Source organism: Candidatus Thermoplasmatota archaeon, assembly GCA_035540375.1.
Taxonomy (GTDB): domain Archaea; phylum Thermoplasmatota; class SW-10-69-26; order JACQPN01; family JAJPHT01; genus DATLGO01.
This window is the reverse complement of the sequence record DATLGO010000103.1, coordinates 14,934-35,941: the sequence shown is the minus strand read 5'-3', so window position 1 is coordinate 35,941 and position 21,008 is coordinate 14,934. Positions and strand designations below refer to the sequence as shown.

General features: G+C 66.4%; 24 protein-coding genes. 6 read left to right on the top strand and 18 right to left on the bottom strand.

The window, feature by feature from the left end:
- Positions 1 to 4: 4 nt before the first annotated feature.
- The gene (locus VM889_13440) at positions 5 to 697 is read right to left on the bottom strand and encodes a HupE/UreJ family protein (GenBank protein HVL49554.1); all 693 of its coding nucleotides are present in this window, start codon (positions 695 to 697) and stop codon (positions 5 to 7) included.
- A gap of 107 nt (positions 698 to 804) precedes the next feature.
- Here VM889_13440 and VM889_13435 point away from each other — a divergent pair, with 107 nt between their 5' ends.
- From VM889_13435 to VM889_13420, 4 genes are read left to right on the top strand one after another with little or no spacing between them, the layout of a single operon-like run.
- Positions 805 to 1,776 (top strand): TatD family hydrolase, encoded by a 972-nt coding sequence (locus VM889_13435; GenBank protein HVL49553.1) that lies wholly within the window; start codon positions 805 to 807, stop codon positions 1,774 to 1,776.
- Positions 1,773 to 2,801, top strand: a complete 1,029-nt coding sequence (locus VM889_13430; protein HVL49552.1) for a TatD family hydrolase — start codon at positions 1,773 to 1,775, stop codon at positions 2,799 to 2,801. The genes VM889_13435 and VM889_13430 overlap by 4 nt, the downstream gene beginning before the upstream one ends.
- A 37-nt stretch (positions 2,802 to 2,838) precedes the next feature.
- Positions 2,839 to 3,672, top strand: coding sequence for a hypothetical protein (locus VM889_13425; GenBank protein ID HVL49551.1), 834 nt, complete (start codon positions 2,839 to 2,841; stop codon positions 3,670 to 3,672).
- A 1-nt stretch (position 3,673) separates the two neighbouring features.
- Positions 3,674 to 4,648, top strand: a complete 975-nt coding sequence (locus VM889_13420; GenBank protein HVL49550.1) for an SIR2 family protein — start codon at positions 3,674 to 3,676, stop codon at positions 4,646 to 4,648.
- Positions 4,649 to 4,796: 148 nt separating this feature from the next.
- On the opposite strand, the gene VM889_13415 is transcribed toward VM889_13420, so the two are convergent.
- From VM889_13415 to VM889_13360, 12 genes are all read right to left on the bottom strand, one after another.
- On the bottom strand, positions 4,797 to 6,092 hold the full coding sequence (locus tag VM889_13415; protein HVL49549.1) for a hypothetical protein: 1,296 nt from the start codon (positions 6,090 to 6,092) through the stop codon (positions 4,797 to 4,799).
- A gap of 6 nt (positions 6,093 to 6,098) precedes the next feature.
- Positions 6,099 to 8,621, bottom strand: coding sequence for an AAA family ATPase (locus VM889_13410; protein HVL49548.1), 2,523 nt, complete (start codon positions 8,619 to 8,621; stop codon positions 6,099 to 6,101).
- A gap of 116 nt (positions 8,622 to 8,737) precedes the next feature.
- The gene (locus VM889_13405) at positions 8,738 to 9,013 is read right to left on the bottom strand and encodes a hypothetical protein (GenBank protein HVL49547.1); all 276 of its coding nucleotides are present in this window, start codon (positions 9,011 to 9,013) and stop codon (positions 8,738 to 8,740) included.
- A 163-nt stretch (positions 9,014 to 9,176) separates the two neighbouring features.
- A complete protein-coding gene (locus tag VM889_13400) occupies positions 9,177 to 9,494 on the bottom strand; it encodes a hypothetical protein (protein ID HVL49546.1) in 318 nt (105 codons plus the stop codon).
- Positions 9,495 to 9,705: 211 nt separating this feature from the next.
- Complete coding sequence (locus tag VM889_13395) at positions 9,706 to 9,957, bottom strand: hypothetical protein (GenBank protein ID HVL49545.1); 252 nt, start codon at positions 9,955 to 9,957, stop codon at positions 9,706 to 9,708.
- 621 nt (positions 9,958 to 10,578) lie between these two features.
- The gene (locus VM889_13390; GenBank protein ID HVL49544.1) at positions 10,579 to 10,824 is read right to left on the bottom strand and encodes a hypothetical protein; all 246 of its coding nucleotides are present in this window, start codon (positions 10,822 to 10,824) and stop codon (positions 10,579 to 10,581) included.
- 386 nt (positions 10,825 to 11,210) lie between these two features.
- Complete coding sequence (locus tag VM889_13385; protein HVL49543.1) at positions 11,211 to 11,783, bottom strand: recombinase family protein; 573 nt, start codon at positions 11,781 to 11,783, stop codon at positions 11,211 to 11,213.
- Between the two features lie 68 nt (positions 11,784 to 11,851).
- Positions 11,852 to 12,253, bottom strand: a complete 402-nt coding sequence (locus VM889_13380; protein HVL49542.1) for a hypothetical protein — start codon at positions 12,251 to 12,253, stop codon at positions 11,852 to 11,854.
- 52 nt (positions 12,254 to 12,305) lie between these two features.
- Positions 12,306 to 12,446 (bottom strand): hypothetical protein, encoded by a 141-nt coding sequence (locus tag VM889_13375; protein ID HVL49541.1) that lies wholly within the window; start codon positions 12,444 to 12,446, stop codon positions 12,306 to 12,308.
- A 59-nt stretch (positions 12,447 to 12,505) separates the two neighbouring features.
- On the bottom strand, positions 12,506 to 12,757 hold the full coding sequence (locus tag VM889_13370; GenBank protein ID HVL49540.1) for a hypothetical protein: 252 nt from the start codon (positions 12,755 to 12,757) through the stop codon (positions 12,506 to 12,508).
- Positions 12,758 to 13,100: 343 nt separating this feature from the next.
- Positions 13,101 to 13,436, bottom strand: coding sequence for a hypothetical protein (locus VM889_13365; protein HVL49539.1), 336 nt, complete (start codon positions 13,434 to 13,436; stop codon positions 13,101 to 13,103).
- Complete coding sequence (locus tag VM889_13360) at positions 13,433 to 13,864, bottom strand: hypothetical protein (protein ID HVL49538.1); 432 nt, start codon at positions 13,862 to 13,864, stop codon at positions 13,433 to 13,435. Before VM889_13360 ends, VM889_13365 begins: the two co-directional genes overlap by 4 nt.
- Before the next feature lie 267 nt (positions 13,865 to 14,131).
- Here VM889_13360 and VM889_13355 point away from each other — a divergent pair, with 267 nt between their 5' ends.
- Positions 14,132 to 14,509, top strand: a complete 378-nt coding sequence (locus VM889_13355; protein HVL49537.1) for a hypothetical protein — start codon at positions 14,132 to 14,134, stop codon at positions 14,507 to 14,509.
- Between the two features lie 81 nt (positions 14,510 to 14,590).
- Here the strand turns inward: VM889_13355 and VM889_13350 are convergent, their stop codons facing one another.
- The 5 genes from VM889_13350 to VM889_13330 all read right to left on the bottom strand — a co-directional run bounded on the left by VM889_13350 (position 14,591) and on the right by VM889_13330 (position 17,352).
- Positions 14,591 to 14,971: a hypothetical protein gene (locus tag VM889_13350; protein HVL49536.1), complete on the bottom strand. Its 381-nt coding sequence runs from the start codon at positions 14,969 to 14,971 to the stop codon at positions 14,591 to 14,593.
- 14 nt (positions 14,972 to 14,985) lie between these two features.
- Entirely contained in the window at positions 14,986 to 15,366 is a 381-nt protein-coding gene (locus VM889_13345; GenBank protein ID HVL49535.1) for a hypothetical protein, read from the bottom strand.
- A 44-nt stretch (positions 15,367 to 15,410) separates the two neighbouring features.
- Positions 15,411 to 15,794, bottom strand: coding sequence for a hypothetical protein (locus VM889_13340; GenBank protein HVL49534.1), 384 nt, complete (start codon positions 15,792 to 15,794; stop codon positions 15,411 to 15,413).
- Positions 15,795 to 15,800: 6 nt separating this feature from the next.
- Positions 15,801 to 15,935 (bottom strand): hypothetical protein, encoded by a 135-nt coding sequence (locus tag VM889_13335; GenBank protein ID HVL49533.1) that lies wholly within the window; start codon positions 15,933 to 15,935, stop codon positions 15,801 to 15,803.
- A 184-nt stretch (positions 15,936 to 16,119) separates the two neighbouring features.
- A complete protein-coding gene (locus VM889_13330; GenBank protein HVL49532.1) occupies positions 16,120 to 17,352 on the bottom strand; it encodes a DUF87 domain-containing protein in 1,233 nt (410 codons plus the stop codon).
- A gap of 1,063 nt (positions 17,353 to 18,415) precedes the next feature.
- Here VM889_13330 and VM889_13325 point away from each other — a divergent pair.
- Positions 18,416 to 20,926: a fibronectin type III domain-containing protein gene (locus VM889_13325; protein HVL49531.1), complete on the top strand. Its 2,511-nt coding sequence runs from the start codon at positions 18,416 to 18,418 to the stop codon at positions 20,924 to 20,926.
- Positions 20,927 to 21,008: the final 82 nt, after the last annotated feature.

Genomic DNA, 21,008 nt, shown 5'->3' with positions numbered 1-21,008 from the left:
GGTGTCAACTCACGAGGTAACCGGCGATCTGGTAACCGAAGAGCACGAAGCCCCCGGCCATGAGAAGCGTGTTCGTGGCGAAGGCGTGTTTCGCGAAGCTCTCGCGCGCGCGCCACCACGTCATGAAGAGGAGGATCGCCCCGAGCGCCAGGAACTGGCCGATCTCGACGCCGAGGTTGAAGCTCAGGATGTTCTCGACGAGGCCGTCGCGTCCGAGCTCGAACTCCTGGAGCTTGGTCGCGAGGCCGAAGCCGTGGAAGAGGCCGAAGACGAGGACTGCGGCCTTCGTGTCGGGCTGGCGCCCGAAAAGGCGCCGGAAGCCGCCGAGGTTGTCGAAGCCCTTGTAGACGACGCTCAGGCCGATGACGGCATCGACGAGGAACGCGTTCACGTGCACGTCCGCGAGGACGCCGAAGAGGAGCGTCGCGCTGTGGCCGAGCGTGAACATCGAGACGTAGACGAGGACGTCCTTCGTGCGGTGGAGGAAGAAGATGACGCCGACGAGGAAGAGAAGGTGGTCGTACCCGGTGACCATGTGCTTCGCGCCGAGGTAGAGGAAGGGTCCGATCTGGGGACCCGGGTTGTCGACGATCCACTCCTGGTCGCCCTTCTCGACGCCGTGCGCGGAGGCGACGGGCACGAGGGCGAGGGCCGCGGCAAGCGTTGCGGCGGCGAGGGCCGCGGACGGGAGGCGCATCGTCGGGCCGCGATGGCTGCCATGGGTCTTCAAAGGCACCCCGCGCCCGGCGACCCGCCGCCCGGGACTCCGCAACGCTGATGCCGCGCGCGCGCCCTCGCCCGTCGATGGCCGCGCCGCGCCTCCCGATCTTCGACAACCACTTCCATCTCGACCCGCGCGGCCGCGGCCTCGACGCCGTGCGCGAATTCGCGCGCGCGGGCGGCACGAGCCTCATGCTCGTGCACAAGCCGTACCGCGAGCACGAGCGGCCCAACACGACCCTCGAGGACTTCCGGCGCGACTTCGACACGACGATCGCGCTCCACGCGAAGATCCGCTCCGAGGTGCCCGAGGTGACGGCGTGGGTCGCGCTCGCGCCGCATCCGGCGGAGTTCACGGAACTCCTCAAGGTCGGGTGGTCCCTCGACGACGCGCACGCGCTCTACATGCGCGCGCTCGACCTCGCGGCGACCTACGTCCGCGACGGGAAGGCCGTCGCGATGGGCGAGGTGGGGCGTCCCCACTGGCGTCCGATCGAGGACGCGATCCTCGCGAAGGCGAACGAGAGCATGGCGCACGCGTTCTCGCTCGCGCGCGACCTCGGCTGCGCCGTGCAGATCCATGCGGAGACCGCGACGCCCGAGAGTTTCGCGGACCTCCGAGCGCACGTCGACGCCGCCCGTCTCCCGGTCGGGAAGGTGGTGAAGCACTACTCGACGCCCATCGTCGACACGGCCGTCAATCACGGGATCTGGCCGAGCGTCCTCATCGGGAAGGGCGCCGCGGAGGAGGCCGCGAAGGGCGGCGTGCGGTGGATGATGGAGACGGACTACATGGACGACGCTCTGGTTTTTGATAACATGACCAAGCGTTCCATGCCCATCGCCGAGTCGTGGCGGTTGGTCACCGCGGGCGCCGAAACCGAATGGCGCTCAAGGTTCAAAATCATTGGCTCCACGGGTGCCGTTCTGGGACCAAAGACGGTCCCAAAACGGACACGCGACCTCCTCGCGAAGGGCCTCATGACCGAAGAGCAAGCGTGGACCATCCACGCCGAGAACCCGAAGAAGGTGTACGGCATCGAGGTCGACCTGTGACCGCCCCCGAGTACCCCGTGCCCGATTCGACCGAACCCAAGGTTCGGTTTGTCGAAGACCGGCTGCCGCGGCTGCCGATCTTCGACAACCACTTCCACCTCGACCCCCATGGGCGCGGCGTGGAGGCCGTCAAGGAGTTCGAGCGCGCGGGCGGCACGCACCTCATGCTCGTCCACAAGCCGTACTGGCGCGAGGGCCGCGCCCGCCGCTTCAGCCGCACGCTCGACGAGTTCCGCGAGCAGTTCGACACCACGATGGCGCTCGCGGAGAAGGCGCGCGCCGGCACGGGCGTGACCGTGTTCGTCGCCATCGCGCCCCACCCGGCCGAGTTCACGAAGATGCTCGACGCCGGCATCCCGCCCGCCGAAGCCGAGGCCGCCTACCGCGCCGCCACCGAGCTCGCGGGCGAGTACGTGCGGGACGGGCGCGCCGTCGCCCTCGCCGAAGTCGGCCGCCCCCATTGGCGCCCCGTGGACGAGGACGTGCTCGCGCGCGCGAACGAACTGATGCGCCACCAGTTCGAGGTCGCCCGCGACCTCGGGTGCGCCGTCCAGATCCACGCCGAGACCGCGACGCCCGAGAGCTTCGCCGACCTGCGCGCGTGGGCGGACAAGGCCGGGCTCTCCCCGGAACGCGTCGTGAAGCACTACAGCACGCCCATCGTGGACGTCGCCGACAACCACGGGCTGTGGCCGAGCGTCCTCGTCGGCAAGGGCGCGGCCGAGACGGCCGCGCGCGCCGGCACGCGCTTCCTCATGGAAACCGACCACATCGACGAACCGCTCGTGGAGGACGCCGCGACCAAGAAGCGCATGAGCGGGTACGCGTGGCGGCACGCGAACCCCGACAAGACGTTCCTCGTCGACTGCACGATCGTCGGCACCACCGGCGAAGTCCTCGGACCCAAGACGGTGCCACGGCGCACGCGCGAGCTCCTCGCGCAAGCGCTGCTGACGGAGGAGCAGGCGTGGACCATCCACGCGGAGAACCCCAGGAAGGTGTACGGGATCGAGGTGGATCTGTAGACCCCGAAGGGGTCCGCCGTTCCCCGGGGGGCGTTCCATGACCATGCACATCACGATCACGAAGCTGCTCGCGCAACAGGACAAGACGCGGGTGAATGACGATGGCGAGGATGAGCTCGAGTACTGGAAACGCGTCACGGCTCGCGGCATCGCGGAGGAGAACGGATCCACGCACCACTTCGAGCTCATCCTCGACCGGCGCGCGGGCCTCCTCACCGTCGGCCCGCGCAAGGACCAGCCGAGCGGCAATGCTCAGCGCATCGCGGAGGCCATCGTCCGAGAGATGGGCGCCTTCGTGGCCCGCCCCATCGGGCACCTCGTCATCCCCGCCGAATCGCCGGATCCCGCGTCTCGTTCAGAGTGGATCGTCACGAATGCGGACCACGTGAGCGGCCTCCTCCACCGCGTGAAGGAGCAGAAGAGGTTCTCGGCCCGCAAGGCGACGCCGACCCCGGCTCACCTGCGCGGCATGGTCGAGTCCCTCGTCAACGACGTGATCGCCAACCTCCGGGCCGTCGAACGCATCTTCAACGACCACGACAACCTTGATCGCTCCGAAGTCCTGGTCGTCGAGACGACGGCTTGGGACGTCCACCGCGAGAGCTACCTCCAAGAATCGGATGACATGCGGCAGAAGGAGCGCCTCGCGCGGTTCTTCGAAAGGGTGCGGCAACTCGGCCGGTTCTGGGACATAGCGATCCAGGGCGCACGAGAGCGTCCCGACTACTCCGCCGCGGCGCCCGGGCATCTCATCGGCCTCGCCGGGTCGGCAATGCGGGAGCTCCGCCGGGCCCGGGACGACGTCCGCCGGTGGGGCCGCGAGATTGCTCGCGAGTACGGGACCCCGAACCAGAAAGTGGAGGCGAAATAGCATGGGACGAAGCAACGCCGTCGTCGTGCTGGGCGCCGGCTTCTCGAAGCCCCTCGGGGGCCCACTCCTCGGCGAGCTGCTGAGCGAGCCGTACCTGGACTCAAGCCGCGCGAGCGCGGATGCGCTCCAGTGGATGACCGCGACCCTCGCGGAACGCCGGCTGAGCCAGCCGAACTTCTCGATAGAGGACCTGTTCACGGAAGTGTGGCGGGACGCGCGCACGGGGGAAAAGGTCGCCGAGGCCGCGCTCCGCGAGCTCACGATTCATCTCGCGTCCGTATGCACGGCGCTGCGTCCCAAGACCCAGCGGAAGTCCTTCGCACAGTACGTAGATTTCTTCGCCGCCCTGCACGCCAACCACGACCGCCTCACGATCGTGAGCTTCAACTACGACCTCGTCCTGGAAGCTGCCCTCGACCGGGCCGACATCCTCTATGATTACGGGAACGCCCCCGACCTCTTCTTCGACGACAACGCGCGCCGCCGCAAGCTCAACCGACGCGGCGCAGACGTGCAGATCTTGAAGCTGCACGGGTCCGCCAACTGGGGCGTGTGCCGCGGCTGCAAGAAGGCCGACAAGTCGGACGACCAGGTGATCGCGTACGAGGACGGGTACGTGCCGTGGCGCCGCCGAGCCTGCCCCCTCTGCAACGAGCGCTACCTCGAAAGCGGCATCATCCCACCCGTCTTCGGCAAAGCCGGCGAGACGCGCCACGTCCGCGACGCGTGGCGACAAGCCCGCGAGCAGCTCCGGTACGCGCACCACGTGCTCGTCGTCGGATACTCGCTCCCGCCGAGCGACCACGAAGCGCGATCCCTCCTGCGGGAAACGCAGCAGTCGAAGAACCGCATGCAGGTGGACATCGTGTGCGGCGAGCGGGGCGGCTCTGCCGAGTACGCCCACGTCTTCCCCGGCGTGCAGGACTGGCAGTGCAGGTTCGAGGACTACCTCCAAGCCCTCAACGGGGAAGCATAGGAGCGCGGTAAGGTATCGTCGCGTTTCCATGGAAATGCGACTTCCGAGAGCTCGGCGCGACCTCCACGGGCCTCCAGTGCGGCCCCGTCTCGACCTTGCTGCGGATCAGAGTCGCCCGCAGCGGCCTGAGCTCGGGCGACCCGTGAAATTATGCGCGCAATGGGTCTGTACGTGCGGCTGGCGGAACCCGATGGTTGACGTGTGCAACGAGCGAGACTTTCAGCGCCGTCGGCCGCTCGTGTAAGCGTCCGTGAATCGCTTCATCAACGGCAGAGACAAGGTCGATGCCGTAGCAGTCGACATAGGCAGTTCCGACTTGCGTCTCAATGGCAAGGTGCTGGGATCGGTCTTCGCCCCCGTCCGTGGGGTATACGAGCAGAGTTCTGTGATCCGGAGCCGAGACTGCAACAGCGTAGAGGAACCCCTGGTAGAGATCGCCTTGCGCGATGTCGCGCTTGTACTTCGCATCTATCGCCAGTCGCATGGCTGGAACATGGCGGGGTGATAGAACAATGTCGGGTCGGATCGTGGAGTGGGACGCGCCCGTCGTGGCGTCGCGGATGATGCAGGCAGTGCCGCGCTGGTAGGCGACGCGACCTCGTGGGCCTACGACATCGCTGATGTAGCGGCATAGGAAGCGCTCGAAAAGAACATCCATGTTGAGGAGAAATGCATGGCTCTCGACATGGGTTTCACCCTCCTCAGCGATGCCTTCGCCGTGGAGCATGAATCGCGCGAGGGCGTGCGCTCCCTGATAATGCGCATTGAGGCGATTATAGACGACGCCGCAATCAGAAGCGGGAGGCGGAGTCTCTTCGCCGCCACACGCCTCCTCGAAGGCCGGGAGGATCGCCCGAATTCGCTTGCGGACGGCCTCTTCATGGACGCGATGGAGTGCTACGCGGAGAGCAGCGGATAGCAAACGATTCTCCAAGATTTCCGTCGTGTGCTCGTCGAATCGACATGCGATTCGGGTGGGCTGCCGGAGGCGCTGGGTCGCGTAGCGCTTGACGAGGATGCGCCCCCGTACGTACGGCAAGTCGCTCTCGTCTTCGACGTAGTCGGCGTGCAGGCCCTGCCGCAGCACTTGTTCAGATGCCTCCGCAAGCAGGAGGCCTACGAGATCAAGAAGGTCCTCGCCCTCGGCCAGCTCTTGCCGGCGGGCGGGAATCATGTCAAGGGCGGCGAGCCCGGTCGCGTAGCCGGCCATCTTCAGGACGTTCAGCGATCCCGCCGCCAGCTTCGGAACAATCCGGATTCGAACCGTGTCAAGAGCGACCACGCCCACCCATTGCTTCGCGCGGATACGAACTCCAGAGGTCAGTTCATCCACGTCAAGCCGCCCGGCCGCCCCGAGCGCACGGAGTCGCTCCAAGTCTTGGGCGGACAATTCGGCAGTTAGGAGCGTGGGCTTCCATTCTTCGAGGACGACAACCTCGGGCATGCGCACCTACTCGCTCTCGTCGGTGTCGTCGCGAGCATACTCCTCGACGAGAGCCGCGACAAGACGGTCGTCGTCCTGAAGAAGTTCTTCGTCGAGCCTCTGGAGCTTGGGTTGGACGAGCGCGTTTCCGAGGAATCGTGCGAGCGCCGGATAGTCGTCGTAGCAATACTCCTGGAGGAGGGGCAGGACGTCCTCGCGGAAGCGGCAAGCGAATTCGTCGCTGCTTGTGATGGGTTCGCCGTTTTCGAGGAAATACGAGTGGCCGATCTGCTTCTCGCGCCCCAGGTTCTCTGCGATACGCGCGTTCAGTTTCCGTAAGAAGGCGTCGAGTTCGAGACCTTGGATCTTGGCGCCGGCAAGGGTCGAGGGGTCGGGCATCATCTCGCGGAAAGCGAAACGCCGACGGAGGGCTGCATCGAGGAGCTTGATGCTGCGGTCGCTCGTGTTCATCGTGCCCATAATGTACACGTTGGGCGGGATGCTGAACGGCTCCTTGCTCTGGGGTAGCGTGGTGGTGATGCCTCGCTTGTCCTTCTCGATGAGGGTGATCAGCTCTCCGAATACCTTGCTGACGTGGGCGCGGTTGATTTCATCGATGAGAATGAGGAAGCGCTCGTCGGGCCGGCCGTGCGCTTCGCGGCAGACGCGTTTGAAGACCCCGTCCTCCAGTTTGAGCGTCGGCGTGCCCTTCCGATCGATGCCTGGGCGGAACCCCTCGATGAAGTCTTCGTAGCTGTAGGAGGGGTGGAACGTCAATTGCGTGAGGTTCGGCGCCCCGGGCTCAGGCTCGACCTCGTCGAGAACCTCGGGCTGCGTCGTCGCGAGGCGATCGAGGATTCGGTGTGCCTGCTCAGCGGTAAGGCCAAAGAGCGTGCCTTGGTTATTGAATCTCGCCGGCTCGCTTTCGCCGAGCAGGGGGTCCTCCAGGATCTCGTCGTAGGTGATCCCGTTGGTCAGGCGCATGACGGGTGCGAGCTCGATGACGGGTTCCTGGCTGTTGGGCTTCGTGTGAAGGCCTCGGGTGACGCGCGCGATGGCCATGAGGCGCTTGTCCGGCGTTGACTGATATCCGAAGACCAGATCGCCGGGCTGGACGAGCGGGTAATTGCGTTTGAGCCGCCCGTAGCGGTACTCAACGGTCTGCTCGTCGAAGAGCTGGTCCCAGCTCCACTGCTTGGGGTTCGCAACGATCCACCAGTACCGGGAAGGTGTTTCGCCTGCGGCGCGGGCCTCCGCGGGCGTCCGATGCTTCTCTTTCAACCACCACTCGGCGAACCTGCGGGCGTGGTAGGTCTTCCCGGTGCCTGGGGGCCCGTACAGGATCAGCTGTCCCTTCCTTTCAAGGGTCTGCGCCATCTCCTCGAAGATCGGGTCGGCTGCTTCGATGGCGGGCGATGGTTCACCCTCCGTGTCCTCGCCCATGATCACGTTGTAGAGTTCCGGGCTGACCTTCGCGACGGTGACGAGCGCCCACCGCGGTTGGGGCGGGATGGTCCGGGCGCGTGACGTGTCCCACTTCACGCCCACCGTGTGCTTGTACTCGGGCCGCTCGGGACGCCACAGGTATCCTTCCTCCGTGACGGTCCCTACGGCCAGCACCTTGGAGGTGCCTTGGTTGGCGATCACGATGTCGCCCGGCTGAAGTTCCATGAGCGTCCAGACCTCGTTGGCCTTCTCCGTGGCCTTCGATTTGCTCTCGTAGTCGGTCTTCTCGCGGAACTCATCACGGAATGCGGCCTTGTTTGCGTACTGGCGGAGGTCGCCCACTTGATCCCAGCCCACGCAGATGTAGTCGCCGGCGAGACAGTCGCTCCAGTACTTCGCGTTCTCACCAGGGGCGATCTTGACGACGCGTCGCGTGCTGCGTGGGTCGTTCCACGAGTACAGGAAGCGCATGATCTCGACATGGCTCCACCCTTGGACAAGGCCCGTTTCGCGGATGGTGTGCAGCAACCTCCGGTTTAGGCGGACGACGTTGTAGTCTTTGTAATCCGAGTCGGTATCCGTGACGCCGAGTGCTCTCAGGAAGTGAACGAGGTGGTCGCGCGAGTAGATGGGGAGAATCTCGTCGGGGAAGTAGATGTGGAGCGTCTTCTGGCGCACCATCGGCGCGTTGTACAGCGGGTCAAGCTGGTCGATCTTCTGCCAGTCACCCCTCTTCGCAGCTTCGAACGCTTCCAGGAAGGAGGCGCGGAGGGACGCCCATGCCTCGTCGACGCTAGAAAAACGCGATGGGAAGTACCACGACTGGTCTTCCTTCCTCCGGTAGATGACATGCTTCCTTGAGTCCCCGCCGCCGATGGAACCGAGGTGTTGCGTTCCGAACTCCAGCAGGTACGACACCGTGGGTTTCCCTTTGCCGCCCTGCCCGAGGGCGTACTGTTCGAGCGAGAGGTCGTTCCACGCCTCCAGTGGATAGGCGAGGGTAAACGCATGCCGCTCCTCCTCGGCCCTCTTTAGTTCTTCAGATAGCGAGCCCCGGTCAAAGCGGGTGATTGCTTGATCGAATTCCACACTGGCGCCAGGCATCGGCTCCCTCTCGCGTCCGGAAGCGGAATCCGTAGTATTAAAGCGGCTCCCTCGAACCAGAAGTCGGGGAGGCAAAAGGAACTTCTTCGTTTGGCCTCGACCTCGGGGGAGGAGGCTTACACCACAAAGCGTCCGTCCCGGCCGTCGCTGAACCGGGGCCGCAGGACGCTAAGCATGAAATGCTCGTGCCAAGCACGCTTCTCATCATCCTCGATGACGAGCGTACGGACGATGCAATTCTCGCCGATCCACCGCCGCGCGTCACCAAGATCGCGGGCGGCCCCGGTCGCGACGAGTTGACCCGCCAGGTTACCCTTCTGATCTCCCTTCCAGTGATTCTGGTACACGCGTTGACGCAGCCCTTTCTGTCCCTTCGTGCGACCGGCTCTCAAGACCTCACCTCCGCGACTGGAGATCACGTACAGCCCGTGACGCGTCTCCAATCGCCCGTGCAAGCTGCCGTCGAAAGCCAGGGGCGGGACGGCTAAGAGCCGCTCAAGTGCCTCACTCATTTCCTCGATGCGGGCACCGAGTGTCAGTGGTAGCGGGCGATTCCTAGTTTCGGCGTATCCTTGTTGGCTCGACGTAGCCGATCACCTCCCGCAACTTCCGGGCGGCCGTCCGCCCTTTGCGCGTGAGCTCCAGCATGCGGTAGCGCCCCTTGCCTTCGAGCTCGAAGGTTTCCTTCACGAGGCCCGCCTTGATCATCTCGTTCACGCGGATGCCCGTGACCTGGTGCGCGCCCTTCACCTTGCGGCGGAGCGCGCTTGCGTGCACGCGTTCCTTGTCGAGGGCGAGCAGGATTTCGGCGGCTTTCGTGCGCAGGAGGAGTGGGCCACTCCGCTTGGGCGTCCAGTCGTTGCCCATGGGCACGGGTCAGCCACGCCCCTTGCCCGACGCGCGGATTCGCTTCGATCGCATCCCCATGGACCATTCTCCTGCGCCGACCGGGTCCACCGGTGACAAGTGGGCCATGACCGCGAAGCACCATGAAGGGTGGGACGAAGGTACTTGGCCTTGCCCGGACTGGGCATCGCTGTCCGGGACCGGACTCCACCCTCGGTGCTCCTTGGCGAGGCACACGTCACGCGCGAGGTGTCAGGACATCAGCGGCCGCGGGCGGGTCCTCCCCGTTGGCGCTGCGCTTAGGGTCCGGCGCCGGGTAGAGCTTGATGCCACCGGTCTCCGGGTCGTCCTCGATAAGGAACAGCGTGCCGTCAGGTTCGGCGGCGCGGACCTCGGGCGGCGGGTGGAACGACCCCCGCCACCCCTTCAGCTCCACGATCACTTTCGGGATGGAAACGCTGTAGCTGCGCGCCCCGCGGTTGTACTGCAAGCGAACTCCGTTCACGGGCATTCTCGTATACCTCGACACCTACAACGATCATCCTGGTCGCACGGGCTCGGCCAGGTCGGCGAATGGACCTCGACGTGCGGGGGAGGGCGGCGCCGGCCCTACGGCGGGCTCTCCTCCGTTCGTGGTCGACGCGCGACGCCCTTTGGCCTCGGACAGGAGCGCGTAGGCCACGTACCCGAGGAGGCCTACCGCGATCACGCACCCCGCGCCCACGCACGCGCCCTGGACCGCGCTACGCCGCTTCTCCGCCTTCAGATCGGGCTTGGGTGGGTGGGTTGCGGAAGCCTGCACCGCGGCCGACTCCTGCGGCGGGTGAGGGCGTCTCTCCCAAGTGGGCGCGGCGCGCATCGGCGCGAGCGGAAACTCGCCGGCGGGCCCCGGCGCAAGGTGGGTCATCGGACCGGCTCCAACACCAGGCTGCGGTTCATCCGACCTCATCCACGATGCCGCGCTGGACTTTCACGGGGGCAGCCATCCGCGTCCACCGGCGCGCACCGTACAAAAAGCGAAGCCGGGAGTACTTCGTCTTCTACCATGGACCGCACCGCGAAGGCCGATGGCAGCGTGACCATCGATGCGTAGTCCGGTCCCGGACGCCAATCAGGGCCGCGCTTTCACGCGGGCCCGGTGCTCGTCGCGGAAGAACTTCCAGGGTTGGCAGCGTTTCTCCCAGAGGAGCGACACGACGAGGCGGCGGTCTTCGGCATCAGTCTGCTTCGTCCGTTTGAGCATGAGGTCCGCGTCCTCAAAGCAGCCCGCGAGAAGGTCCCGTTGGTAGAGGCGGTACGCCTCCCACGCGTCGACGTCTTCCGAGGCAAGGGTTCTCCGCCGTAGTTGCCCGGTCATGTGAGGGGATTTGATGACGGTCAACGTTAGCGGTTGTTGGGGGAGGGCCCCGACTGTGCCTCACGCCCCGCCTGCGCCACCGTCCTCTTACCCACCTTCTCAGGATTTCGGTCCTCCGCGTTCTCCAACGCGTCGTCGACCGGATTGTGGGACGCGACGTGTCACAAGGCTCCTTCGCCGCGCTCCCCGTCTCGCGCGGGACGCGGCCGGCTACTTCCGAATGGAGCGGATGACCTCCGCCCGTGCCTCTCGGCTCCGCCGCTTTTGGCTGATCTCGACAAGGAGCCGGTCCCGCGCATCGCCAGGTGGAATGCTCGCCCATGTCTGCTCCGCGTCCGCGATCTCTTGGTCGAGCCGGCGGATCTCCTGCTGGAGGTCGCCCACGCTCACGGTCTCCAGCGGTGACACGGCTTCGGCGGGCTTGCGGAACCATCGGGTTGCTTGTCCTTGGAGCCGGGCTTGCGGCCCCATCGGGCGCTGACGAGGGGAGTCTCCTTCGCGCGCCAGCTCACGCTCGGGCGGGTGCCGTGCTCGGCGAGGACGTGGCGGTAGGCGTCGCGGATGCGCTGGGAGGCCATGTCCCACTCCATCTCGGCGAAGGCGCCGCCGATCGCGAAGAACGCTTTGCCCTCGGGGGTCCCCGTGTCGATGTTCTGGGTGACGCTGATGAGCGCGACGCCGTGGCGCTCGCAGAACTCCTTGAGCTCCAGGAGGTACTTGATTTTCCGGAGCGCGCGGTCGAACTTGTAGAGGACGATGGCGTCCACGTCGCGGTGCTCCATGATCCGGTGCAGCATCTCGTCGAAGCGCACGCGCACGAGCTTCTTTCCGGAGTAGCCCCCGCCCTCGTCGTAGACGTCGGCCTCGTCCACGTGGAGGCCGTTGCGCGCGGCGTACTCCAAGCAGAGGAAGCGCTGGTGCGACGTGTCCGACTCGTCGTCGCTGCCGCGGAGGTACACGACCGCGCGCGACGAGGGCGCGTCCGCGCTTGGGCCGACCGTCGTCTCCGTCGCTCCTCACCTCCGGGTCACGTCGGCGTTTGCCCAGCACTCGCCGCGGCGCCCTCGGTGATAGCCTTGGTCTCCTCGGGGCTGAGGGCATAGACGAGGTCGAAGGGCACGGCCTGCTCGCTCGTGGCGTTTTCCCCAGGCACGCGGAGGCGGAGGCTCGTGAGTTCGATCTTCATGAGGGGCTTCCCGTGGAGGTCGGCGTGCACGCGTTCCATGGGCCAGAACGCGACGTCGAAGATCGTCATGAGTGCGACGAGGATGGGCTCGCGTCCTACCGAGCGCCGAGCCTCGTCGAGGGTGCGCCAGAAGGCGACGAGGTGCCCGTCGCGGTACGGGAACATGCGCTTGCCGACATGGGACGGGTGGAACTCGACGCCGTCCGCATTCGCATGTCGGGGTTTGAGCACGAGGGAGATCATGGCGGGAGCACGCAACCTTGGGATCGATGCCGCTGCCGAGCCCGCCGTAGCCTTACGCGAGCGCCGAGCTCGCCTTGGCGAGGACGCCGGCGGGGCCCGTGAGGAGCCGCTTGGCGAACCGGATGGCCCACAGGACGACCCAGACGAGCAAGAGGAGGAGCCCGACGATGACCAGGAGCTTGACGAGGCCCATGGGGACTACAATCACCGTGCGGGGCTGATGTAGGGTGACCCCGGAGCGGCGTCGGGGCCTCAGTCGCTGACCTCCTGGTGGCCGGTTCGTCGGGCGCGGCCGCGCGTGAGGCTGTTTTGGCCGGTCGCTCCGTTCACGCGCTTCCATGTCTCGATTTCGAGCGGGGAGAGCTTGCGGTAGCGGACCTCGTGGGGCGTGACCGTGACCTCGAAGAGGTCGCCGACCTGGAGGTTGTGGGCGCGAGCGAGGACCGGCGGGATCCCGAACTGGAGGCTGTGCGCGCCCCGGGGCTTGAGGCGCTCCACGATCATCCGTTACCCTCCGACGCTGCGGTCCTGGCGTGGCACTCGCAAGGACACGCGCCGCCCTCGCCGTTGCACCACATGCAGACCGCCCACGCGCAGCTCCACCGAAGGTGACGTGAGTCGAGCGACTCAGCCCCGGCCTCGTCCGCGGCGGCAAGGTAGAACGCGGTGGCGCCTTCGAGGCACCGGATCGCTTCCGCCTTCTGCGTGGGCACCTCCGCAAGGAACGCCGCAAGGAAGGCTCGCCCGATCGCCTCGCGGATCGCAGTAAGGTCGAGGGGCCGCGTGTGAGGACGTTGCCTGAACGCCCCCTCCTCGTGGTGCGGTGTCGGCGGACATGGGTCGGACGTCATGCCGCCGCACCTCCTGCGTAGAGGCTGGCCTCGCGCCGCCCCCGGCTGTCGCGCACGCGGTCCGGCGCTTCGGGCTCGCGGTACGAGCGAGCCCAGAAGCAGCGGAGGAACGCACGAGCGCTCCGGTGTCGTCGGCGGCATCCATCGTGGAGGTAGCGCCGAGCGTCCGGGTCCCACGCCGACCCCGCGAGGCGGTCGGGCGTGAACTCCCCCCGCGGGCCGCCGGTGCGGCGGAGCTCGCGGAGACGGCGGTATCGCACGCACTTCTCCAACGTGCTGCCGTTGCGATGCCCCATGGAGCAGCCCTCGTGGCGAAGGAGGGTGCGGCTCATGGCGTTCCTCCTCCGTCGGCGATCGCTTCCTGAATGGCTGGCGTAGCGGTCGTGGCGGGGTCGGCCCGCGCCTCGATGACTTGGATCTCCGCGGCGACGTCCGCGAAGAAGGCGCACTCGGCGAGCCACTGGAGGAGCGCGCGCGATTCGCTCGCGACCGCCGCACCCGCCAACTCGTCGGGTGGCCGAGATCGGTACGCGTCGGGACGGCTTGTCCACTGGAGCACGTCCTCGGGCGCGAGCGCAATGCTGGCAGGCGTGCTCCGATCCTCCGCCGTCAAGATCGCCCGCCACCAAGTGCGGAGGCGATCGAGGCGGCCGTGCGCGTCGGCCGGAACGACCGCATGGGTCGCCTCAGCGAGGTTGCGGACGAAGTGCCAGTAGGCGGCGCGGAGGCGCGGCCATCGCCCGCCGCCCCAGGACCTCAACGACGTCGTCCTCCCCCGCCTCCGCGAGATCCTCGCGCTCGAACCGAGCGAGAACGAGTTCGGGCGACGGCTGGAGCAGGGGGACTACGCGCCCGACCTCCTGTTCGAGGACGTCGGCGTCAGCGCGGAGGTCGCGCGCCACCCCGCCGCGGCGTGGCGCCGCCAGCACCCGCACGGGAAGTCGCCGGACGAGACCCCGTAGCCCCGCGCCGCGACGGCCCGTCGTGCGGCCGCGCCCCTAATGAGGCGGAAGACGATTCGAAGCCCGTGTCGAACGCACCATGCCCCAAGTGCGGAAGGAAGCAATTCAACCCGTCCACGCGCAAGTGCTACACGTGCAAGGCCGAGCAGCGACCGGACGGGACGATGGTGGAGGTGCCGGCTGGGTACTCCATGGACAATCACGGCAACCTGAGGTCTCCAGTCGTGGGCGAGCTCAAGGATGGGAAGCTCCTCGTCTCGTTCCACTACCTGTTGGAGCCCGGCAAGACGACGCCTCGCGGCGAACACCCGAAGTTGGCGGGCGAACCGAAGTGCGCGTACCCGACTCGCCTCTCGTGCAACTACGGGGAGGGCTTCCAGCGCTGCGAGTACATGAATTACGAGGAGGGGCGCTGGAGTTGCGCTGCCCCACCCAAGGCATGAGCCGTCAGGAGAATGGAGGGTGTCGGAGCGGAACGGGGGCGAGGCCTCGCCGGCCGTGGAATCGGCGAGGCTCGTAGGTCCTCACAGCACCCGCTGGAGGTCCGCCCCCGTGTACTTCGTGACGGGGACGTAGTACGTGACGTCCTGCGCGAGGCCGGCCGCGTTGCGGATGCTGAGCTTCCACCGCTTCTCGGGGAGCACGCCCACGACGGGCGTGCAGAGGAAGACCTCGCGGTTGTTGCCGCCGACGGGGAAGGGCGCGGCCGCGCTGGGCACGTCCTTGTAGACCGTGGTCTTCTCGACTTCGAGCGTGGCGAAGAGGTCGTTTGCGCCCGAGTCGGTGAAGCCGAGGCGCTCGATCGTGAGCATCTCTTGGCCCGTGAGCGCCTCGTCCACGACGGTCTTCGTCTCGCCCGCGCCGATGTTCACGGTTCCGGTGCGGAAATCCTTCTGGACTGCCATGATTCTTCACCTCCTCACAGGACCCTCTGGAGGTCCGCGCCCGTGTACTTGGTGACGGGGACGTAGTAGCGGACGTTCGCGACGGCCGCGGCCCCGACGTTCTTGATCGTGACCTTCCACCGCTTCTCGGGGAGGACGCCCACGACGGGCGTGCACAGGAACACCTCGGCGTTCGCGTCGGAGACCGGGAAGGCCGCCGACTGCGTGGGGAGGTCCTTGTACACTGTCGTCTTCTCGACCTCCAGGGTGACGCGGAGGTCCGCGTGCGGGGTGACCCCGAGGCGCTCGATCGTCAGCATCTCTTGCCCGGTGAGCGCCTCGTTCACGACCTCGGAGCTCGCTCCGGCCGCGAGGTTGGCGATGACGCCCGTTCGAAAATCCTTCTGGACTGCCATGTGTGGTTCACGCTCCTTCGCGCATCAAGCCCGTGAGGTTGCCCTCACTGGCCGACGAACACCCCCGAGCTCTCGACGCCCTGCGCGGGCTCGAACTGCTTGTTCGTCTGCGCGCGGGAAGGGGGCGGCGGCGAGGCGCTGGGCTGCGAGGCCGCGGCGACCGCGCTTGCGGCGGCCGCGCTCGTGGCCGCGGCCGCCGTAAGGCCGCGCGAGAGGGGCGGGAAGAGGGGCGCGAGGATGCCGTACCCGACGCCAGCGCCGAGAGCGCCCAGCGTGACGAACCGGAGGTTGCGCCACGCGCTGCCGGGCGCCGCGTACCGGTCGGCAGCCCACAGGCCGACGCCGAGGATGGCCATCGTGCCGAGGTAGGCGGGGGAGGTGAGGTTGCGCGCGACGGCGCGCACGTCCACGTAGTCGCGGAGCGGCATGCGGGATCACCGCCCCTTCGTGACGGCGCGCATCGTTCCCAGGACAAGCCCGAAGGCGAGGACCCCGAGCCCGAGATAGCCCGCGACCCTCGCCGTGTGCATCGTTTCCTCCGAGATCTTCGGAAGCGGAAGTTCTGCCATACGGTCGAGACCACCCTTTGTGGCGCGTCCGTCCCGGACGGTCCGGCCTCGGGCGCGCGCTCCGCGCCCTCGCCGTTCCCGTAGCGTCCCCGGTAAGGCCGCTTGCCGGACCATCGACGCGAACGGGATTTAGTCTTTGAGCCGCACCGAATCCAGGACTGGACAACGGGGCCCGGTTCTGCCTTCACTCGGGAGCAACAGCGTCGCGCTGAAGCAAGCGCTGGAGCGGAAGGAGGACGACGGGAAACGCGAGCGCGCCCACGCCGAGGAGCGCGGCCACCTTGTACGCGCTCACGCGCCGCACGGGCGGCGGCAGCGGCGGAAGCGACGACGGAACCTCCGCCCGGGGCAATGGTGATGACCCTGCGCCTGGTGGCGCACTCACGCTGGGGGGATGCGCGCCACGGAACGTCGCCGGGTCCGCGGCGCCGGCCTCGCCCCCCGCTGCCGGGGTCGCTGGCGTGGCGGAGCCAGGCGCGCCGTCTTGGAATGCGGGGTTGTCCCCGAGGCCGGGCTCGTCGCCCATGGGTCGCACGTAATTGTCGGGCGTGCCGCCCGTGTGCGGGGTGACGCGGCGCCCGTTCACGCGCTTGCGCTCCGCGGTCTGCAACCACTCGGGCGAGTAGAGGATGACCTCGCCCTTGCCGAGGCTTGGCATGGAGCCGATGATCTCCTGGATCTTCTTCTCCTCCTCGGGCGGGAGGGACGTGCGCGCGGTGAGCACTTCCTCGACGGCGCCCAGGTCTTGGGGGAGCATGAGCTGGAAGAAGAAGAACGCGTCCGTGTTCGCGATCACGGTCTTGGAGACGATGGCGGGACGCTGCGTGACGACGGAGAAGCCGATGCCCTCCATGCGGCCCATGGTGCTGATGACTTCCAGCATTTCCTTGCTCTCGGCCTTCCCGCCCTGGGGCGCGAACTGCTGCACCTCCTCCACGACCACGTGACGGGGCCCGAAGTCCTTGTTCCATCGGTACAGGTTCTCCAGGAAGAGGGCGATGAAGAGGCGCTGCTCGTCGAAGGAGAGCGCGCGGAGGTTCACGACGATGTTGAGGTCGTTCTCCAGGATGTGGCGCACGAAGCGTCCCACGTGCATGCCCCGCTGCACCTCGTGGAAGACGACGCCTTCGAGCTGCGCGACGCCCGTGTGCGTGCCGACGGGGTCGATGACGATGAAGCGGATGCCGTTGCGACGCATCTGCTCCAGGAGGAGGCCCACGCCGTACGACTTCCCCGAGCCGGACTTCCCGATCCACGCGAGCTTGCGAACCGCGACGTCCGCGGGAAGCTGGATGTCGTCCCCGAGGCGGAGCGTCACGCGGTGCGCAGGCTGGTCCTGATCCTCGAACACCTTCTTCTTCGCCGGCTTGCGGCGCCGGGGCTTCGCCCGGCGAGCACCCTTCGGGTTCGCCGCCATGGCTACTCCACCTGAACCGACCGGAACACTATTTCATCCTCCACGCGCGGCGCTGCCGCTACCCGTGCTCCGGCGGAATTCGCTCGCGGGAGCGCGTCCACGCGCCGCGTAGAATGGCGGCCGTCTTAGTTAGTCGCCGGTGAATAAGTTCCCGACCACGCTATCTTGCGCACGGCCTCGTCCGCCGGCAGCGAACTTCGAGTCGAGACGCGGCCACAGGCACGAGCGCCCGTTTCTTGGGATTCCACGTCCTGAAACGTGGGCTCCTTTCCCCGCGCTTGAGCGGCGCCTTCGCGGAAACGTCGCCCTTCGATGTCTCCTTGAGTTGGGGGCGATGTCGCTGACCTCGTGAACGGCCCCGGACATGGGCACCCGAATCGAACCGTGTACATGCTGCCGAGCTTGGAGCTAGCGATGGAGCGGTACGGCAAGGCCCTCGCCGCGCGGTGGTTGTCGGTGTACCGGATGGAGCGAGTGGAGGTATCCCTGAGAGCAAGCCCATTTGGCGTGGTCACCCCAAGCGGGACTTCCGCGAGATAGCGCAGGAACCCGCGAGAGGCCCCGAACGACGATACGTTTATATTTTACCGGTTCGGTTTCGGCGGGGCCAACCTCATAGGGAGGTCATGGAGGCGACTTCAGTTTGCAGTCCACTCACCGTTCGCGCCACTGGGGTCGAGCCCCACTTGCCCTCTTGACTGTTCTCGCGATGCTTGTGGCCGGCTGCGCCACGCCCGACGCGCCAGGCGCGACGGGGGATGCGCTCCCCGCTGGTGATGGGTCCGACGGCGTCATTTCGCCCAGCACGCCTGGCACGAATCCTTCCGACGGCTCCCCCGGATCGGTTCCCTCACCCGACGCGGGTGGCAAAGGGTCCGTGCCGGTCTCCGGCGCAGGCTCTCCTGGGAGTGACCAGAACCCTGACGGCTCATCCGGCGGGCGCCCCGGCACGACGGGCTCCGATCCCTCAGGTGCGGGTTCCGGTACTCCAAGCGCCGGTACGAGTGGTCCGGTTGGCACTCCGGTTGAGCGAACGGGCTTCGCTGTCGTTCAGACATTCGGAGTGTCGCTCCAACAACTCTTCCCGCAACAGCACAGCGAAATCACGTCCAAGCTGGCCGAGAAGTTTCCCACGTCCACCTACTCGGTCGGCGTGCTCATGGATGAAGCGTTCGTCCTGAAACTGGCCCAGCCCGACGAGATTCTCAACAAACACACGTCTTTCATCGTTCTGAAGGGCTTCGAGGGCGCGAGCGATGAAGTCCACTTCCTCACAGTCAAGGGAACCAACTACGACCTCGTGAAGTTTCTCGGGATCGCCGCGTCGAGTGCACCCTCGATCAATCTCCTCGTGGCTGATACCTTCACGACGGCTGAGGCGGAGAGCGTTCCTCTGAACACGATAGCCTCCAGCCCGCAAAGCGTGCTCGGCGATGCCTATGCTCGCCACCTTTCCACTCAAGGATTCGCCTCCGGTACCACCATGAAGACCGTGGTCAAGGCAGTCGGCGCGGCTACGAGCGGTGGCAGTTCGGAACTCGCGACGAAGGTTGCCAACCTCCCGTTCGATGTCGGCGTGTACGATCTGGGGACACACACCTACAGCGAGAGCCGCGTGGACACGTACAATCTCGCGCTCGTCCGCTTCATGCCAGACCCGACCAGCCGCGATCTCCTCACGCTCGCGCAGTACCCGTACACGACCACCGGCCATGAGGTCAAGGTCCGGGGCTTCCTCGTGAACACAGCCAAATTGGGGGCGCCCGCCACAGATGCGGCACTCGATCTGAAATCGCTCGCTGACCAGTGGACCGGCAAGACCGGGGTCCTTCAACTCTTGAGCCGGACCCCGAGCAGCCCCTTGGCGAACATCGGGGAGAGCAACTTCCTCAGCGGGATGGGAGAACTCCAGGCATCCCGGACCCAGGCCAATGCTATCTTCGTTGTGACTGGATTGGAGTGGGTTCCACCCGGCAGCAGCCACATGGCAAAGGAGCTACCGGGTCTGACCTTCCCACAGAATAGCCTCGTGCGCCACATCGAAGTGAAGGGCTGGATACTACCACCCGAACAGACCGCGTGGACCGCTTCGGCAGGCCTTCTTCCCGGAGTTATGTTCGACTTCGCCGCGGAGGGAATTGAACCGCGCATCTACGCGACGTTCACCGCCATGGCCCCTAGCCCTGCCCCGGTGCCCGTGCCCGTCAAAATCGACGGCATCCTCGTCTCCGACCGGGCGATGAGGGCGGCTCTCGAAACGGGCCTTTCTGACGCTCGCGGAAAAGACCCTTGGTCGGAGGCCATCATCGCCGCCGCCAGTAATGCTTCCTACAACCGGTTCTTCACTGCCACCGGCGGCTACCTCTGGCCCCTGAAGGTGGAGCCATGGAACCCGCTCGATGGGCAGCCCACGCCAATGATTCTCTACCAGGCCGAGGGGCGACTCAAGTGGACACCAACCATCGGTGAGGGTTTCACGCGATACGAGGTACGAAACTCGAACAGCCCCATGACGAGCCCTGGTGCTGGAACCGTCGTGGCAACCATCACTGACAAGGCGGCGCGCACGTACACCCTCCCAGACGACGCCAAGGGGTACTACACCGTTTGGGCCTTCAACAGCAAGGGTAGCGCGGCCTCCAACAGCCTCTACGTCGAAGGCGCTCCGGTTGTAGTGCTGTCGTCCGTCGTTTTCTGTGCGTCGAACCAGAAGACCTGCCTGAAAGTCGGGTGGTCGCAATACTCTGGGTCGGGTTTCCAGAAGTATGAGATTTACCGGCGGACCGGGGGTGGGTCGTGGGCCCTGGTCCAGACCATCACGAGCGTAGGAACTACGACCCACGACGACAGCGGCCTCACCTGTGGCACGACCTACGACTATCGCGTTTCGCTCTACGTCAACGGGAAGCGCGGTGACAGCAACAGCCTGAGCGGCAATCCGAACAACGGATTTGGCGGATGCACCGCGTCCGCGGTCGCGGTCACGAGCGTTGTCCTCTGCGATACCTCTCCCAAGACGTGCCTCCGCGTCGGGTGGTCACAATACACTGGCGGCGGCTTCGAGAAGTACGAGGTTTACCGGCGTGCCTCCGGCGGAGACTGGAGCCTCGCGCAAACGATCACGGCGGCAGGGACAACCTCTCACAGCGACAGCAGCCTCACGTGTGGCACGACCTACGAGTATAAGGTGCGCCTCTACAGCGCGGGCGAGTCCGCCGACTCGAACACCATGAGCGGCATCCCGAACAACGGCTACGGCTCGTGCGCCGCACCGTCCACGACGCTCAACTCTGTCGTGTACTGCCAGACGAACCAGAAGACATGCCTCAGCCTCGGATGGTCGAAGTATAGTGGCCAGGGGTTCGAGAAGTACGAGGTTTACCGCCGCACAAGTGGCGGGGCATGGGGGTTAGTTCAGACGATTACGGACCAGAACACGACTAGTCACGACGACAATGGCCTGACTTGCGGAACCACCTACGAGTACAAGGTCCGGCTCGTCGTCGCTGGCGAAGGCGCGGACTCGAACACAATGTACGGGAATCCCAACAACGGCATGGGAGGCTGCTGGTAGCCCGGCGGAGGGCCGGGCCTTGTGAACCTCCTCCGCGCTGTTGGGACCGCAAGGCGCCCATTCGGTGCACCCGTTCGGCGTG

Coding starts and splice junctions, on each gene's coding strand:
- VM889_13340 (HVL49534.1), bottom strand. CDS start 15,794: ATGCCGCTCCGCGACTACGTGGACGTGCGCGCCGTCGCGCGCAACCTC.
- VM889_13435 (HVL49553.1), top strand. CDS start 805: ATGGCCGCGCCGCGCCTCCCGATCTTCGACAACCACTTCCATCTCGAC.
- VM889_13375 (HVL49541.1), bottom strand. CDS start 12,446: ATGGGCCTCGTCAAGCTCCTGGTCATCGTCGGGCTCCTCCTCTTGCTC.
- VM889_13335 (HVL49533.1), bottom strand. CDS start 15,935: ATGGCAGAACTTCCGCTTCCGAAGATCTCGGAGGAAACGATGCACACG.
- VM889_13380 (HVL49542.1), bottom strand. CDS start 12,253: ATGATCTCCCTCGTGCTCAAACCCCGACATGCGAATGCGGACGGCGTC.
- VM889_13420 (HVL49550.1), top strand. CDS start 3,674: ATGGGACGAAGCAACGCCGTCGTCGTGCTGGGCGCCGGCTTCTCGAAG.
- VM889_13350 (HVL49536.1), bottom strand. CDS start 14,971: ATGGCAGTCCAGAAGGATTTCCGCACCGGAACCGTGAACATCGGCGCG.
- VM889_13365 (HVL49539.1), bottom strand. CDS start 13,436: ATGAGCCGCACCCTCCTTCGCCACGAGGGCTGCTCCATGGGGCATCGC.
- VM889_13390 (HVL49544.1), bottom strand. CDS start 10,824: ATGACCGGGCAACTACGGCGGAGAACCCTTGCCTCGGAAGACGTCGAC.
- VM889_13330 (HVL49532.1), bottom strand. CDS start 17,352: ATGGCGGCGAACCCGAAGGGTGCTCGCCGGGCGAAGCCCCGGCGCCGC.
- VM889_13415 (HVL49549.1), bottom strand. CDS start 6,092: ATGCCCGAGGTTGTCGTCCTCGAAGAATGGAAGCCCACGCTCCTAACT.
- VM889_13425 (HVL49551.1), top strand. CDS start 2,839: ATGACCATGCACATCACGATCACGAAGCTGCTCGCGCAACAGGACAAG.
- VM889_13440 (HVL49554.1), bottom strand. CDS start 697: ATGCGCCTCCCGTCCGCGGCCCTCGCCGCCGCAACGCTTGCCGCGGCC.
- VM889_13345 (HVL49535.1), bottom strand. CDS start 15,366: ATGGCAGTCCAGAAGGATTTTCGAACGGGCGTCATCGCCAACCTCGCG.
- VM889_13410 (HVL49548.1), bottom strand. CDS start 8,621: ATGCCTGGCGCCAGTGTGGAATTCGATCAAGCAATCACCCGCTTTGAC.
- VM889_13370 (HVL49540.1), bottom strand. CDS start 12,757: ATGATCGTGGAGCGCCTCAAGCCCCGGGGCGCGCACAGCCTCCAGTTC.